The 15,867-nt window shown below is 38.0% G+C and carries 13 protein-coding genes; all 13 read left to right on the top strand.

Annotated elements, in window-relative coordinates:
* The first annotated feature begins 3 nt into the window (after positions 1–3).
* A complete protein-coding gene (locus R2Q77_RS02355; protein ID WP_316802102.1) occupies positions 4–969 on the top strand; it encodes a D-2-hydroxyacid dehydrogenase family protein in 966 nt (321 codons plus the stop codon).
* 2 nt (positions 970–971) lie between these two features.
* A complete protein-coding gene (locus R2Q77_RS02350; protein WP_316802101.1) occupies positions 972–1,916 on the top strand; it encodes a nitronate monooxygenase in 945 nt (314 codons plus the stop codon).
* An 85-nt stretch (positions 1,917–2,001) separates the two neighbouring features.
* Complete coding sequence (locus R2Q77_RS02345; protein WP_316802100.1) at positions 2,002–2,307, top strand: acylphosphatase; 306 nt, start codon at positions 2,002–2,004, stop codon at positions 2,305–2,307.
* Between the two features lie 44 nt (positions 2,308–2,351).
* Positions 2,352–3,842 (top strand): oligosaccharide flippase family protein, encoded by a 1,491-nt coding sequence (locus tag R2Q77_RS02340; RefSeq protein ID WP_316802099.1) that lies wholly within the window; start codon positions 2,352–2,354, stop codon positions 3,840–3,842.
* 4 nt (positions 3,843–3,846) lie between these two features.
* A complete protein-coding gene (dut, locus tag R2Q77_RS02335) occupies positions 3,847–4,281 on the top strand; it encodes a dUTP diphosphatase (RefSeq protein ID WP_316802098.1) in 435 nt (144 codons plus the stop codon).
* Positions 4,282–4,305: 24 nt separating this feature from the next.
* Positions 4,306–6,003 (top strand): tetratricopeptide repeat protein, encoded by a 1,698-nt coding sequence (locus R2Q77_RS02330; protein WP_316802097.1) that lies wholly within the window; start codon positions 4,306–4,308, stop codon positions 6,001–6,003.
* On the top strand, positions 5,981–6,772 hold the full coding sequence (locus R2Q77_RS02325) for a DUF4292 domain-containing protein (protein ID WP_316802096.1): 792 nt from the start codon (positions 5,981–5,983) through the stop codon (positions 6,770–6,772). The genes R2Q77_RS02330 and R2Q77_RS02325 overlap by 23 nt, the downstream gene beginning before the upstream one ends.
* Positions 6,773–8,136: 1,364 nt before the next feature.
* The gene (locus tag R2Q77_RS02320; RefSeq protein WP_316802095.1) at positions 8,137–9,441 is read left to right on the top strand and encodes a murein hydrolase activator EnvC family protein; all 1,305 of its coding nucleotides are present in this window, start codon (positions 8,137–8,139) and stop codon (positions 9,439–9,441) included.
* 46 nt (positions 9,442–9,487) lie between these two features.
* Positions 9,488–9,847, top strand: coding sequence for a twin-arginine translocase TatA/TatE family subunit (locus R2Q77_RS02315; RefSeq protein ID WP_316802094.1), 360 nt, complete (start codon positions 9,488–9,490; stop codon positions 9,845–9,847).
* Positions 9,848–9,857: 10 nt separating this feature from the next.
* Positions 9,858–10,058, top strand: coding sequence for a twin-arginine translocase TatA/TatE family subunit (gene tatA / locus R2Q77_RS02310; protein WP_269425959.1), 201 nt, complete (start codon positions 9,858–9,860; stop codon positions 10,056–10,058).
* A 19-nt stretch (positions 10,059–10,077) separates the two neighbouring features.
* On the top strand, positions 10,078–11,496 hold the full coding sequence (gatA, locus tag R2Q77_RS02305; protein WP_316802093.1) for an Asp-tRNA(Asn)/Glu-tRNA(Gln) amidotransferase subunit GatA: 1,419 nt from the start codon (positions 10,078–10,080) through the stop codon (positions 11,494–11,496).
* Between the two features lie 178 nt (positions 11,497–11,674).
* Positions 11,675–13,075, top strand: coding sequence for a lytic transglycosylase domain-containing protein (locus tag R2Q77_RS02300; RefSeq protein ID WP_316802092.1), 1,401 nt, complete (start codon positions 11,675–11,677; stop codon positions 13,073–13,075).
* 201 nt (positions 13,076–13,276) lie between these two features.
* On the top strand, positions 13,277–15,805 hold the full coding sequence (locus R2Q77_RS02295) for a phosphocholine-specific phospholipase C (RefSeq protein ID WP_316802091.1): 2,529 nt from the start codon (positions 13,277–13,279) through the stop codon (positions 15,803–15,805).
* Positions 15,806–15,867 lie beyond the last annotated feature (62 nt).

Below are 15,867 nucleotides of genomic sequence, written 5' to 3'. Positions count from 1 at the left end.
ATTATGAAAATAGCCATATTAGACGATTACCAGGAAGCTGTAAAAACGCTTGATTGCTACAGCTTATTAAAAGACCATGATGTTTTAATCTTAAACGAAACAGAAAAGAACCCAATTGCTTTAGCTGGAAAAATTAAAGATGCAGAAGTTTTGGTGCTCATTAGAGAAAGAACAGCGATTACCGAAGAATTGCTTTCGTTGTTGCCAAATTTAAAACTGATTAGCCAAACCGGGAAAATTTCAAATCACCTGGATTTGGAAGCCTGCTCTAAATACAAGGTTGCCGTTGCAGAAGGCATTGGTTCGCCTGTTGCGCCAGCAGAATTAACCTGGGCATTAATAATGAATGGCCTGCGACAAATTCCAAATGCTATTGAAGGTATGAAAAATGGTCAATGGCAAACCAATATGGGTAAAACAGTTTATGGTAAAACCATAGGGATTTGGGGGTATGGTAAAATAGGTAAAATGATTGCGGCATACGCTAAGGCGTTTGGCGCCAAGGTGCTGGTTTGGGGAAGCGAAAAATCAAGGGCAAATGCAATTGATGATGGATATAGTGCTGCAGAAAGCAAAGCAGATTTTTTTAAGCATGCTGATGTGGTTTCTTTGCACTTGCGTTTAAATGAAGCAACTTTCGGAATAGTAAAGGAAGTTGATTTAAGCTATATGAAAACTTCTGCACTCTTAATTAATATTTCAAGAGCTGAATTAATTGAGCGGGGCGCTTTATTGAAATCGTTAAAAGCCGGACGCCCGGGTTTTGCAGGTGTAGATGTATATGAAACAGAACCGATTTACAAGGCTGACTTTGAACTTTTAACAATGTCAAATGTAATTTGTACCCCACATTTAGGCTATGTAGAGCAAGGCAGTTATGAACTGTATTTTGGTAAAGCATTTGAAAATATTATAAATTACGCCAATAGAAATCCCACTAATATTGTAAACCCCGAAACATTAAGATAAGCATGAACGCAATTTGTAAACTTTTTAACATCAAATATCCAATAATACAAGCTGGTATGGTTTGGTGCAGCGGTTGGCGTTTGGCTTCGGCTGTATCCAATGCAGGTGGTTTAGGCATTATTGGAGCAGGCTCTATGTATCCGGAAGTGTTGCGCAGGCATATTCAGAAATGTAAGGCGGCTACCGATTCTCCTTTTGCCGTAAATATCCCTTTATTGTATCCAAATATCAAAGAGATTATAGACGTTGTAATAGAAGAAGGAGTGAAAATTGTTTTCTCCTCCGCAGGTAATCCAGCTACATGGACGGCTACTTTAAAAGCACAGGGAATTACGGTTGTTCATGTTATTGCCAATACAAAATTTGCGCTGAAGGCAGAAGAAGCCGGGGTTGATGCAGTTGTTGCAGAGGGTTTTGAGGCCGGCGGACATAATGGACGAGAGGAAACCACCACACTTTGTTTGGTTCCGATGATTGTTGAAGCTTTAAAAATTCCGGTTATAGCGGCCGGAGGAATTGCTGGTGGTAAAGCCATGCTCGCGGCTTTTGCTTTAGGCGCGGCGGGAGTACAGGTGGGATCTGCTTTTGCTGTAGCAGAAGAATCGTCTGCACATGTAGCGTTTAAAAATAAAATTATTTCGTCAGCAGAAGGCGATACTAAATTAGCCATGAAAAAACTGGTTCCGGTACGTTTGTTAAAGAACGAGTTTGCTGATGCTGTTGCACAGGCGGAAGCCGAGGGCGCAGGGCGCGAAAAGCTAATGGAACTTTTGGGCAGGGCAAGGGCGAAACTGGGCATGTTTGAAGGTGATATGGAAAATGGTGAACTTGAAATTGGACAAGTAAGTACCATGCTTAAAGAAATAAAGCCCGCTGCGGTTGTTTTAGAAGATATCTGGAATGAATTTTTATTAGAAAAACAAAAACTTTCAACCTTAAATTTTTAAAATTTTACTGAATATATTTCAATATACGCCAAAAGATAGTTTAATTATTCGCCCAACTTATAACTTTGCATCATAACTAACAAAAATGAGTGGTCAAACATCAAAAGTAAAACACATCAATATCATCGTTTCCGGTAAAGTTCAGGGCGTATTTTTTAGGGCAAGCACCAAAGCAGTTGCCGATCAAATGGGTATTAAGGGCTTTGTTAAAAATGAAAAAGATGGTTCTGTTTATATTGAAGCAGAAGCTGAACCGTTTATATTAGATGCTTTTATAGATTGGTGTAAAGAAGGACCAGATAAATCTAAAGTAGAAAATATTGAAGTTACGGATGAAGAATTTAAAGACTACCGAAATTTCGAGGTTGTAAAAAAGAATCTGTTATGGTAAACGGGATGATTAAACATTTTACCTTATCCATCTTAAACTAAATTATGTCAGTATATAAAAAGTTTATTGGGCAAACTATGGTTTATGGTATAAGTACCATTCTATCAAGATTACTTAATTTTATTCTTACCCCAATTTTTACACATACCTACGCATCTGCGGCCTATGGTATTTTTACTAAAATGTACAGCTACGCATCTCTCATTAATGCGGTTTTAGCATTTGGGATGGAAACCACATTTTTCAGGTATCTAAATAAATATGAGGATAAAAAGCAGCAGGTTTACAATAACTCCTTTCTCGTTATTGCATTCATATCAACCTTGTTTTTAATAACAGGTTTGGTTTTTACCGATCCAATTACAAAATGGTTATTGAATAACGATATGTCGCAGTTTCAAGATCAGCGCCGTTATGTTCAATATTTTTTATGGCTTTTATTTTCTGATGCGATTTGTATCATTCCTTTTGCAAAATTAAGAGCCGATGGAAAGCCATTTCGATACAGTGCCCTCAAATTTATTAATATTCTAAGCTACGTTTGCTTAAGTCTATTCTTCATTTACGGAATACCTGCAATTATTAAACACGATTGGCCAACTGCACATTTCTTTGCAGGGTGGTTTCGCGAAAAATGGATTGGTTACGTATTTATTGCAAACCTTGTGGCCAGTGTTATAACATTTATTTTACTGATTCCCGAATTTTTAAAACTACAGTTGAAGTTTGATAAAGCACTTTTTATGAAAATGCTTTCTTACAGCTGGCCGGTTTTAGTGGCAAATTTATCTTTTATTATTAACGAAAATTTGGATAAGATACTGCTTGATAAATACTCAACAGAAGCTCAGGTAGGGATTTACGGAGCCGTATGTAAAATCGCCATTTTTATGAGTATTTTTAATACGGCATTCAGGTTAGGCGCCGAACCATTCTTTTTTAGTCATGCCAAAAATGCCAATGCTAAGCAAACTTATGCTACAATACTTCAATACTTCGTTATTGCACTTGCTATTTTATTTGTGGCGCTGGTTGCAAACATCGAAATTTTAAAATACTTCATCAGCAGAGATGCAGCTCACCGTGCAGAGTATTGGGTAGGCCTGCCCGCTGTGCCTTATCTTTTACTCGGTTATGTTTGCCTTGGTATTTACATGAATCTTTCGGTATGGTACCGTCTTTCAGATCAAACTCGTTTTGGCCTTTACATTTCTTTGGTTGGAGCCTTTATTACGATTGTTTTCAATATCCTGCTCATCCCTAAATACGGATATATGGGCTCGGCCTGGGTATCTTTAGCGGCCTACGCCACAATGACCATTATCTCTTATATATTGGGACAAAAGTATTATCCTATACCATATAAATTAAACAGGATTTTAGCTTATATAATTATTTCAACTGTTATAGTATTCTCATCATTTTTTATCTTTAACAGGAATATTTATATTGGAAACGCCATGTTGATTATTTTTGTTGCGGGTATTTTCTATTTTGAAAAGGATAACCTGATGAAAATTCTGAAAAGAAATTAAGGATATGGATATTAAAGTTATTAATAAATCAGATCATGCTTTGCCACAATATGAAACGGCACATGCAGCAGGTATGGATTTACGTGCTTTTATTCGGGATGAAATAAGCCTGGGCCCTTTGCAGCGAATGCTTGTTCCAACAGGATTGTATATCGAACTGCCAGTAGGTTATGAAGCGCAAATACGCCCAAGAAGCGGCTTGGCTTATAAACATGGAATTAGTATTGTAAATTCTCCGGGTACTATTGATGCCGATTATCGTGGAGAATTAAAGGTTTTATTAATTAATTTATCAGATACTGATTTTAAGATTAATAACGGCGATCGGATTGCACAAATGGTTATAGCCCGGCACGAAACCATAAATTGGAAGGCTGTTGAAACGCTAACCGAAACCTCAAGGGGCGAGGGTGGTTACGGACATACCGGAAAAGCCTGATTTATCTAATTTGTTAACATTATAATGAAGTTTAAAAATCAATATTTCCTTCTGACATTAGGTTTCATTAGTGTAAGTGCTTTTGGACAAATTAATCCTGCAACCGGACCTGCGGACAGCAATATGGTAAAGCAATTATTTTTTGCCGGTTTGCGGGAAAAAATGTCGGAAAATTACCCGCTTGCTTCCATAAATTTTAATAAAATCATTAACCTCGATCCAAATAACCACGCGGCCTTTTTTGAGTTGGCAAATGCCAATTACCGGATGGATAAACTTAGTGATGCGGAGCAAAATATTAAGCAAGCCCTTAAAATAAACCCTGACAACGAATGGTATTGGCGATTGCTGAGCGAGATTTATAAAAGGACTAATAAGATGCCCGAGTTGGTTGATGTATTTAATCAGTTAATTCGTATCCAACCCGATAATGATGCATATTATTTTGATAAAGCTAATGCACAGTTTTTAGCAAACCAACCCGAAGAATCGAAAAAGACCTACACCGGTATTGAGCAGAAATTCGGTTTATCGAGAGAATTGACAAATGCGAGGCAACGTTTTCAACAAAATGGGAGCGCAACCGAAAGTGACATTGTAAAGCTATTGGAAGGCAATCAGGCTGATGTTAAAAATTATCTGTACGCAGCAGGTTTGTTGCTGCAAAAAGGGAATGATGCCGAAGCGTTAAAGGTGCTGGAAAAAGCGCAAAAGTTAGATCCAGGTAATTACGAAGTTAATCTTGGCTTGGCCGATATTTACCGGAAACAAAAAAATGATGATGCCGCCTTTTCTGTTTTAAAATTAGCTTTCCAGAGTGATGGAATGCCACATAATGAAAAGGTTAAAATAATTGCTGCCTTGTTTCCTAAACTAAGTCAGCCAATTGTAGCTAAAAATGTAACCGAATTAAGTAAAATTGTAGTAGAAAAAAATCCGGATGACGTTAAGGCACTTTCACTTTACGGAGATGTTTTGTATCAGCAAAATAAATTAAAAGAGGCATTGGTTCAATATCAGGCAGCTTTAAAGCAGAGTACGCAAATCTATGTAGTGTGGGAACAGGTAATTAACATTCAAACCTTGCTGGGGCATTATGATGATGCTGTAAAAGTTGGCGATGAAGCACTGGGTATTTACCCAAATCAGGCAGGCTTATATTATTATATAGCCTACGCTTTGTTTAAAACCGGGAAATTAGATCTGGCACAAAGCAACCTGAAAAATGCATTGCAGCTGGATGTAGATAATAAAAGTTTGCAAGCACAGGTTTATGCCCTTCAAGGTGATATTTACATCAACCAGAATAATTTTAGCGCTGCAAAAGGTGCTTTTGAAAAAGCCATCGCTGCCGAACCTGATAATTATTTAATTATGAATAATTATGCTTATTACCTGGCTTTAAAAAACGATGACTTAAATAAAGCCGCTAAATACGCAGAAACGGCGGCCAATGCCATGCCAGATAATTCTTCTATAACAGATACTTATGCCCTTATTTTGTTTAAACAGCAAAAGTATGCTTTGGCACAAATCTGGATAGAAAAAGCATTGCAAAACAATAGTAGTCGTAACGGTGTTTACTTGGAGCGTTATGGCGATATTCTGTATATGAAGGGCGATAAAGCAGCAGCAATAGTACAATGGCAAAAAGCTAAAGATGCCGGTAATGATTCGGAAGGATTAAATAAGAAGATAAATGAAAAGAAATATTTTAAATAGCCTGTTTGTGATTTTAGCGGTAACTTTTGTTTCTGCTTGTAAACCAAAACGTGAAGTTGTAGTTGCGCCGCCAACCAAAGCGGAAACCAAAACTGATCACTCGAAAGAGGAAACATTGACGCTGTTAAACAGCAAGCAACTTAAGTTTAATACCCTGTCGTTGAAAGCTAAAGCCAATTTAGATATTTCAGGCGATGCCAATGATGTGACCATGAACTTTAGAATCAAAGATAAAGAAGTGATATGGGTAAGTATAACCGCTTTGGGCGGTGCCTACGAGCCGGCGAGGGCATTAATTACACCAGATAGTATTAAGATTATGAACAGGTCTAAAAGTGAATACATTAAAAAGCCGTTCAGTTATATTTATAATTTTACCAATAAACAGATTAATTTTAATACGCTACAGGCTATTTTAACGGGCAATGCCATTAGCGACTATTTAAATGATCAATCTGATTTGAAGATGGACAACGGTGTTTGGGCAGTTTCAGGGAGCAAGGATAATCTGGATTATAAATTTTTATTCAATACCCTATTCAAATTAGCTGAAACCAACTTAAATGATGCTAAAGCCGGACAAGCCTTAAAAGTAACTTATGATGGGTATCAAAAAGTGAATGAATATTTATTTCCCGGTACTTTGAAAATTAATACGTTATCAAACGGAAAAAAGATTAACATCAACTTAGAATTTACAAAAATTGATGGCAATGTTCCTGTTGATTTTCCATTTAATGTACCGAAAAGGTTTACAGTTGTAAAATAAAAAAGGTTATAAATCTATTTATCCGCTTGCCGCGGGGGCTTCTCTTCTTTTTGACAACAAAAAGAAACAAAAATTGCCGGCTCGCAATCTTTCTTTTAAAGTTAGTAGGTAGGCTTGTCCGGTGCCAACCGAAACATTGACCATGCCGGTTTAAAAGTGTAACGAAGAGATAGAGGTTTGACCTTGCTGGAGGGGGTAATACTCCATCATGCTAAACAAACATTAAATTTTTCACTCCTTTAACCCAAGAACAAATCCGGCATAGCAGCATTTCGTAGGAGAGCATATTAGAATTCTTGCAGAAACTTTAATGTTCCGAATAGCCAAGGGAATATGCAGCGGGGGTAGGGTTGTGAATTGGGCTAAGCCTCATGTTGCCGCGATCGGAATTCTGATGCTGCTATTCAAGAAAGGATGCAAGCCTTGACTTTTGGGTACCTTTTTGTTAAGAAAAAGGTACGAAGCCCGTCTGGCTAAGACAATACTATCCGCTTGCCGCGGGGGCTTGTTTTCTTTTTGACAGCAAAAAGAAACAAAAACTGCCGGCTCGCAATCTTTCTTTTAAAGTAAGCAATAAGGCTTGTTCTGTGCCAGCCGAAACATTGACCATGCCGGTTTAAAAGCTGAACGTAGAAATGGTGGTTTGGCTTTGTTGGGTGGTCACGCTAAACCAGCTTTAATTTTTTCACTGCTTTAACCCAAGCACGCCTCCGGCATAGCAGCATTTCGCCGGAGAGCATATTAGAATTCTTGTATTCCCTTTCATACTTTGAATAGCCAAGGGAATATGCAGCGGGGGTAGGGTTGTGAATTGGGCTAAGCCTCATGTTGCCGCGATCGGAATTCTGATGCTGCTATTCAAGAAAGGGTGCAAGCCTTGACTTTTGGGTACCTTTTTGTTAAGAAAAAGGTACGAAGCCCGTCTGGCTAAGACAATACTATCCGCTTGCCGCGTGGGCTTCTCTTCTTTGGGCAACCAAAGAAGCAAAGTTGCCGGCTCGCAATCTTTCTTTTAAAGTTAGTGATAGGGCTTTTTGAGTGCCAACCGAAACATTGACCATGCCGGTTTAAAAGCTGAACGTAGAAATAGTGGTTTGGCTTTGTTGGGTGGTCATGCTAAACCAGCTTTAATTTTCTACTGCTTTAACCTAAGTACTCATCCGGGATAGCAGCATTTCGCAGGAAAGTACTTTGACCTTGTTGAAGATAAGTTCTGCATCAAGCTGAACAAACCTTAAATTTCAACTACTAAATTTTCCTTCCACTATGAAGATTGAGTGAAGTTGGTTTTACTATAGGCCGTTTAGTTCCCTGTATATCAATTTTAATATATTTTACTGTAAAATTTTTATACTTTTGGCTTAATGAAGCTACACAGACTCGTATTTATTCTTGTTTTTTGTGTGATTGGCCTTTCGGCTACAGCACAAACTACAAATGAACTTAAAAGGAAAAAGGAAGCTATTCAGCGTGAAATTGAGCAGTTACAAAAAAACCTTAGCAAAACCGCTAATGGAAAAAAACTTACTTTACAGCAAATTAATGCCTTAAATGCACAAATTCGCTTACGTCAGGATAAGATTGGAACCATCAATTCTGAAATAAAAAATTTAGATAACCAAATCTCTCAGAACACAAATACCGTACATACGTTACAAGGTCAGTTAGGCGACCTTAAAAAAGAGTATGCAGCGATGATTCGTTTTGCGCAACGCAACCGGAATTCGTACGATAAAATGATGTTTATTTTTGCAGCCAGGGATTTTAACCAGGCTTACAAGAGGATAAAATACTTACAACAATTTAGCCAGTACCGTAAAAAACAAGCTGGTTATATAGAAAATACACAAAAAGACCTTAACGGTAAAATTGTGATACTGGATAAAACACTGAAAGAAAAAAGCTCACTTTTAAAAGATCAGGAGAAAGAAAAAGAAAAACTTGGTAAAGATAAAAATGAGCAGGCAGCAAACTTAAATAAACTTAGCAAACAGGAAAAAACGTTTAAACAGGATATTGCCTCCCGTAAAAAGCAACAGCAACAAATAGACAGGGCAATTGCTGCGGCTATACAGCGTGCAATTGAAGAAGCCAGAAGAAAAGCTGCAGAAGAAGCCAGGATAGCGGCGGCTAAAGCAGCAGCAGAGGCAAGAGCGGCAGCGGCCAAAGCAAAAGCAGAGAACAAACCAGCCCCTACGGCACCAACAGCACCTGTGGCTAAGGCAAAAACATCGGGCGAGTTATTAACAGCAACTCCCGAAGCAGCAAGGTTGTCTGCAGGTTTTGAAAACAACAGAGGTAAGTTACCTTGGCCTGTTGCTACAGGTACCATTACCGAAAGATATGGTTTGCACAAGGTAGATATGGCAAGCTACACCAACGATGGAGTGGATATTACAACTTCAGAAGGCGCGGTTGTGAGAGCCGTATTTGCCGGGAAAGTTTTAACAGTACAATATATCCAGGGAAGAGGAGTTGTTATTATTATCCACGGAGAGTATATAACAGTATACCAAAACCTTAGAGATGTAAAAGTATCGACCGGTGAAAGTGTAGATACAAAACAAGCAATAGGTGTGGTTGCAAATACCGGGGATGATGCCATTTTGAAATTTCAGATCAGGAGAGGTCAGTCAACCTTAAATCCGGAAGGCTGGATTAGTAAATAAAGAAGAGAGTTTTAAATTGTTTATATTTGTATAAATTATATTAGTGATGTATCAAGGCACGTTATTAGAGTTTTTAAACATGGGTGGATCGGAGATCATACTCATTTTAGTAGTGGTACTTTTGTTATTTGGAGGTAAAAAATTACCTGAACTGGCAAGAGGATTAGGTAAGGGAATCAGAGAATTTAAGGATGCTTCTGATGGTGTAAAGCGCGAAATTCATAGAAATATTAATGCCATGGATTTAGATAAAGAAATGGCAGAAGAAACAGTAAACAACAATAACAACGAACGTCATCACCCAACTGAAACCAGTCCGGTTGATGAAAAAGTTTCATCAGATGTTCCTCATCCCTTGAGTACGCCCATAGATGAAAAAATTGTAACTGATAGTCAAAAAGTTTAAACAACAAGTTATGTTAAATACAACAATAGCAGCAATGCTCGGTACACCTGAAATTGTGATTATTTTAGTCGTTGTGCTATTACTTTTCGGAGGAAAAAAAATCCCTGAACTTATGCGTGGCTTAGGTAAAGGCGTTAAAGAATTTAAAGATGGTAAAGACGGAGCAGATGGAGATCAGGTAGATCCATCAAACAGAGATAAAACTGTTTAATCGTAATTAATTTTAAGTTTTGAAGAAATACAGCTCTCTTAAGGAGATACAAACGCTCATTTCGCAAAAGCAATTAACTTTACCAGATTTATTAGCTTATTATTTTAAGCAAATTAAGGATAATGAACACCTCAATGCATTCAATGAGGTGTTTTTTTATACGGCAGAAGTTCAGGCTAAAGCAGTTCAGCAAAAGATAGAAAAAGGTACAGCTGGTAAATTGGCTGGCATGGTTATCGGCATTAAAGATAATATCTGTTATCAGGATCATATTGTAACAGCATCATCAAAAATGCTTGATGGTTTTGTTTCTCCTTATTCATCAACAGTTGTTAAACGTTTGCTACAGGAAGATGCAGTTATTATTGGCCGCCTTAACTGTGATGAATTTGCAATGGGTGGTTCTAACGAAACTTCATACTTCGGAGCGGCAAAAAACGCCGCCAATCCAGAACTCGTTCCTGGTGGTTCTTCAGGGGGTTCTGCAGTGGCCGTTCAGGCTGATATGTGTTTGTCTGCCTTAGGTACAGATACAGGAGGATCCGTTAGGCAGCCAGCTGCTTTTTGCGGGCAAATTGGTTTAAAGCCAACATATGGCCGTATTTCGCGTTATGGTGTCATTGCTTATGCCTCATCTTTTGATCAGGTAGGTCCTATTACTTCGTCTGTAGAAGATGCCGCTTTGTTGTTGCAAGTTTTGGCGGGGACAGATGAAAACGACAGTACCGTTTCTCCGCTTGCAGTACCAGATTATCCTGCACATTTGCACAACAATCAAAAAAGAAAAATAGCTGTATTAAAAGAAACTATAGAAAGTGATGCGCTGGATCCTGAAATAAAGGCCGAGATTCTAAAATCCATCGAAGATTTAAAAGAAAAAGGCCATACTGTTGAGTATGTTTCTTTTGATTTGCTGGATTATCTTGTTCCTGCTTATTACATTTTAACAACAGCTGAAGCTTCGTCCAATCTTTCCCGGTATGATGGCGTACATTATGGGCACCGCAATACGGAAGCAAAATCATTAAACGAGCTGTATAAATTATCACGTGCAGAGGGTTTTGGAGAAGAGGTTAAACGCCGGATCTTGTTGGGCACTTTTGTTTTAAGTGCCGGTTATTATGATGCCTACTACCAAAAAGCACAACAGGTTAGGAGATTAATCAGAGAGAAATTAGATGGTCTATTTGAAGATTATGACTTAATTTTATCTCCGGTAGCACCAACGCCTGCTTTTAAGATAGGTGATAATGTGCAGGATCCGCTGGTGATGTACATGGCTGATATTTTTACCGTATTGCCATCATTAAGCGGAAATCCGGCAATAGCCTTGCCATTAAGCAATAATTCTGCAGGTTTGCCGTTAAGTATACAATTTACAGCCAAACATTTTGAGGAAGATAAGCTATTGGCTTTTTCTCAGGCATTTTTATCATAAGTATTACCGTCATTGTAAGCCAGTAAACATATTCTTTAAATAAAAGAAGTAAATTGTTGTATTGCGGCCCATTTATTTTGGGTTAATGGCATTTTTTAACTTACGGTCCAGTTAAAACTATAGAAACTTAAAATAGAACTTATAGATTTAACATGACGGATTATTAAACAAATAGCCCATGATTAAAAAATTACTTTTTGTAACTCTTTGTGCATTATCAGGATTATTAACTCCAGCCTCGGCACAGCAAATTTTAAAATTAGACAGCCTTCATAAAATACAGAATAACATTTTCATTAACACCGACACGGTAGCGGTTCCGCTTCCCGTTGAGAATCCGTTAATGTTAAGCCAGAATTATATTTATAAGCTCCGGTTGGATTCTATTGTTAAAACCATTCCACTACCTTATAATGAATATGTACAGCAGTACATTGATATTTATGCCAAGCGTAAAGATATGTTTGGGAAAATGTTAGGTTTATCTGGTTACTATTTTCCGATTTTCGATAAAGCGCTGAAAGATTATAACCTGCCAACAGAAATTAAATACCTGACAATTGTTGAGTCGCAAATGAATCCGCATGCCATTTCGAGAGTGGGCGCCACCGGAATATGGCAGTTTATGTTTGGTACGGGCAAGGCTTACGGTTTAACGATGGATAATTTTGTGGATGAGCGAAAGGATCCCATTCAGGCAAGTTATGCTGCTGCTGCTTATTTCAGAGATGCTTTTGACGAACTTGGTGATTGGTTGCTTGCCATTGCAGCTTACAACTGCGGCAAGGGAAATGTAACCCGGGCCATGGATAAAGCAGGTTCGAGGGATTTTTGGGTAATCAGACAATTTTTGCCGAAAGAAACCCGCAACTATGTGCCCGCTTTCATTGCTGCAATTTACGTGATGAATTATTCAAGCAAACATCAGATAACGGCCCAGGCGTGTAACCTGTTTTTAAAAACAGATACTGTTCAGGTAAATCGCTTTGTTTCTTTGCCGCATTTAGCAAAAGCTTTAAATGTTGATGAAGAGATGTTATGCGCTTTAAATCCATCCTACAAGAAAAAAATTGTAAACGGTACAGATGATGTACCCCGAAGAATTGTGATGCCGAAACTTAAAGATGTGGATTATGCAGGCATTTACGAAGTTTTAAATACCGATATGGATGTAGATACCCGGGTTTATCAGGCAAGTACTGATGATGTACGTGATTTAAGGAAAAAGAAAACTGCAGGCGTTGTTTCAACTAATGTACTTTACCATAAAGTTGTGCCCGGTCAGAATTTAAACATGGTAGCCGATAAATACGGTGTTGAATTGCAGGATTTACGGGTTTGGAATGGCCTAAAAAGTAAGACTATTGTTCCGGGGCAGAAATTAAAAATTTATACTAAAACCCGAACACATTTAAAAGTTCCATCCGCTTACCTGAGTTATAAAGTAAAACTGGGCGATACCTTATCAGAAATTGCTGAAAAATTTGAAGGTGCAACCGTTTACCAGATTAAACGTGATAACCGCTTAGCAAAGGCAGGTTTGCAACCCGGCATGATTTTAAAAATCAGCAAAGGGTAGTTGATTTTGAGGCATAAAAGAACAGTTAATAACATTGTGCTGCATTTGGTGTATAATAAACTACAAATTATGCACAGGTTAAAATTAAATGATATTCATTAAGATGTAACAATGCTATTGATTAACATTTAGTTAACCATTATTTTATTTAGATAAAATTATATTGGACTAAACTTGTCCTAAATTATTTCTAAACAAAACATGGATACCAGAAGAGAATTTCTCCGTAAATCTTTACTTCTTTCGGGCGCAGCAGGCGTAGCTACTGTAATGCCTTCATCAATTCAAAAAGCACTTGCTATAAACCCGGCACCGGGCAGTACCTTTCTGGATGCTGAGCATGTGGTGATCCTGATGCAGGAAAACCGTTCTTTCGATCATACTTTTGGTACCCTTCAAGGTGTTAGAGGATTTAATGATCCAAGGGCTATTGATCTTCCAAATAAAAAACCGGTTTGGTTCCAAACCGATGCTGTAGGAAATACTTACGCACCATTTAGATTAAACATAAAAGATACTAAAGTTACCTGGATGGGCTCTTTGCCACATTCGCGTGCCAGCCAGGTAGATGCCTATAATCAGGGGAAATACGATCAATGGTTATCTGCAAAACAATCCGGAAACAAAAACTATGCACACATGCCGCTTACTTTGGGGCATTATACCCGAGAAGATCTTCCTTTTAATTATGCCTTAGCAGATGCATTTACGGTTTGCGATCAAAATTTCTGCTCAGCCATGACCAGTACCACACCAAACCGGTCATTTTTCTGGACAGGAAAAATAACACATGAAGAGAATGGGATCCCCAAGGCAAATATTAGAAATGATGATTTTGCATATGCGAAACACCCATGGAAAACTTTCCCTGAACTGCTGGAAGAAAATAAGGTTAACTGGAAATTTTACCAGAATGAAACCAGCTGTGGCGGAGGTTTTAAAGGAGAAGAACGCGCGTGGCTTTCTAATTTTGGCTGTAATTTGCTCGAATTTTTTAAAGCCTATAATGTTAAGTTTAAAGATAAGTATGTAGAAAATCTTCAAAAACAGGTAGAAACACTACCTGCTGAAATTAATAAACTTCAGGAAGCAAGTCCTTCAAGTGATGCCGCATCAAAGAAGATTCAAAAAGACCTTAAAAATAAGTTAAAGGCACTTGATGATGCCACTGCTGAACTTGAAATTTGGAGTGAGAAAAATTTTAATAAATTATCTGACCAGGAGAAAAATTTATTTTATCATGCTTTTGTGGTGAATAAAAATGACCCAGGTTATAGAAGTATTGCAAGTCTTAAATATAACGATGGTGGTAAAGAGCGTGAAGTAACTGTACCGCAAGGTGATGTTTTGCACCAGTTCAGGGCAGATGTAAATAATGGAACGTTGCGTACGGTTTCGTGGCTTGCCGGACCTCAAAATTTTTCGGATCATCCAAGCGCTCCATGGTACGGCGCCTGGTATATTTCTGAAGTGATGGATGTTTTAACCAAAAATCCGGAAGTATGGAAGAAAACAATTTTTATTGTTACGTATGATGAAAATGATGGTTATTATGACCATGTACCCCCATTCTCTATCCCAGATAATAATAAGCCCGAAACGGGAAAAGTTTCTGATGGCATAGAAACCGAAATTGAACATGTTCGTTTGGTAAACGAATTGAAACAAGGCGTACCGGAAAAACAGGCGCGCGAGGCTCCAATTGGTTTGGGGTTTCGAGTACCTATGCTAATTGCTTCTCCATGGAGCAGAGGAGGGAAAGTTTGCTCACAGGTATTTGACCATACTTCAACGCTTCAGTTTCTGGAAGAGTTTGTAAATAAAAAATATAATAAAAAACTTCGACTGGAGAACATAAGCCAGTGGAGAAGAGCAATTTCAGGAAATTTAACTTCTGCATTTGCACCATTTGATGCGAAATCAGAAAAACTTCCCTTTTTAAAGCGCAATGCTTTTGTCGAAACCATTTATAATGCACAGTTTAAAGCAGAGCCAACAGGTTTTAAACAGATTAAAGAAGCCGACCTTAAAAATGCAAATAAAGGGTTATACGGAAGTTTAATGTCGCAGCAGGAAAAAGGAGTTCGTAAATCATGCGCTTTGCCTTATCAGCTATTGGCGGGTGGCCTGCTTTCTGATGATAAACAAAGTTTTCAGATTAATATGGCTGCAAGAAACCAGATATTTAACAATCAGGCAGCCGGATCTCCTTTTACAGTATACGCACCAGGAAAATTTAAAGCCGAAAACCAGTCGGAAGAAATTTGCAGAAACTGGTCGTTTGCTGTAAAAGCCAATGATGAATTGCAATATGCCTGGCCGTTAAATGCATTTGAGGGTGGACAATACCATTTGCGCTTAAATGGGCCTAATGGTTTTTACCGTGAGTTTTCGGGCACGGCTAACGATCCGCTTTTATCTATAATTGCAGAAACGGAAATTAACCGTCTGACAAAAATTCCAACGGGAAATATAAAATTAACAGTCAAAAATGAAGGCAGTAATGCTTTAAGTATCCAGCTGAACGATTTGGCTTATAAAAGCAATAATTTGCAGAAGATAATCAAATCAAAAACCGAAGAAGTGATTGTCTTGAATTTACAACCCAGTTTTGGCTGGTATGATTTTGAAATCAAAACAACTGCAAGCAGTTTATTTATGCAACGATTTGCGGGCAAAGTAGAAACGGGTAAGGAAAGTTTTACCGATCCGGCCATGGGAAGAGTTTAGGTCGTTGTTTTTCGGGTGGCCGCGAAAATGTAATAAATAAATTTATTCAGTTTAGCCATTTT

Source organism: Pedobacter nototheniae (assembly GCF_032678625.1).
Taxonomy (GTDB): Bacteria; Bacteroidota; Bacteroidia; order Sphingobacteriales; family Sphingobacteriaceae; genus Pedobacter; species Pedobacter nototheniae_A.
Note: the sequence above shows the minus strand (reverse complement) of the source record. Positions and strands in the feature narration are given on the sequence as shown.

Bases quoted from the DNA above. Each gene is read 5' to 3' on its own strand.
- R2Q77_RS02355 (WP_316802102.1), top strand. From the start codon at position 4: ATGAAAATAGCCATATTAGACGATTACCAGGAAGCTGTAAAAACGCTT.
- R2Q77_RS02350 (WP_316802101.1), top strand. From the start codon at position 972: ATGAACGCAATTTGTAAACTTTTTAACATCAAATATCCAATAATACAA.
- R2Q77_RS02345 (WP_316802100.1), top strand. From the start codon at position 2,002: ATGAGTGGTCAAACATCAAAAGTAAAACACATCAATATCATCGTTTCC.
- R2Q77_RS02340 (WP_316802099.1), top strand. From the start codon at position 2,352: ATGTCAGTATATAAAAAGTTTATTGGGCAAACTATGGTTTATGGTATA.
- dut (WP_316802098.1), top strand. From the start codon at position 3,847: ATGGATATTAAAGTTATTAATAAATCAGATCATGCTTTGCCACAATAT.
- R2Q77_RS02330 (WP_316802097.1), top strand. From the start codon at position 4,306: ATGAAGTTTAAAAATCAATATTTCCTTCTGACATTAGGTTTCATTAGT.
- R2Q77_RS02325 (WP_316802096.1), top strand. From the start codon at position 5,981: ATGAAAAGAAATATTTTAAATAGCCTGTTTGTGATTTTAGCGGTAACT.
- R2Q77_RS02320 (WP_316802095.1), top strand. From the start codon at position 8,137: ATGAAGCTACACAGACTCGTATTTATTCTTGTTTTTTGTGTGATTGGC.
- R2Q77_RS02315 (WP_316802094.1), top strand. From the start codon at position 9,488: ATGTATCAAGGCACGTTATTAGAGTTTTTAAACATGGGTGGATCGGAG.
- tatA (WP_269425959.1), top strand. From the start codon at position 9,858: ATGTTAAATACAACAATAGCAGCAATGCTCGGTACACCTGAAATTGTG.
- R2Q77_RS02300 (WP_316802092.1), top strand. From the start codon at position 11,675: ATGATTAAAAAATTACTTTTTGTAACTCTTTGTGCATTATCAGGATTA.
- R2Q77_RS02295 (WP_316802091.1), top strand. From the start codon at position 13,277: ATGGATACCAGAAGAGAATTTCTCCGTAAATCTTTACTTCTTTCGGGC.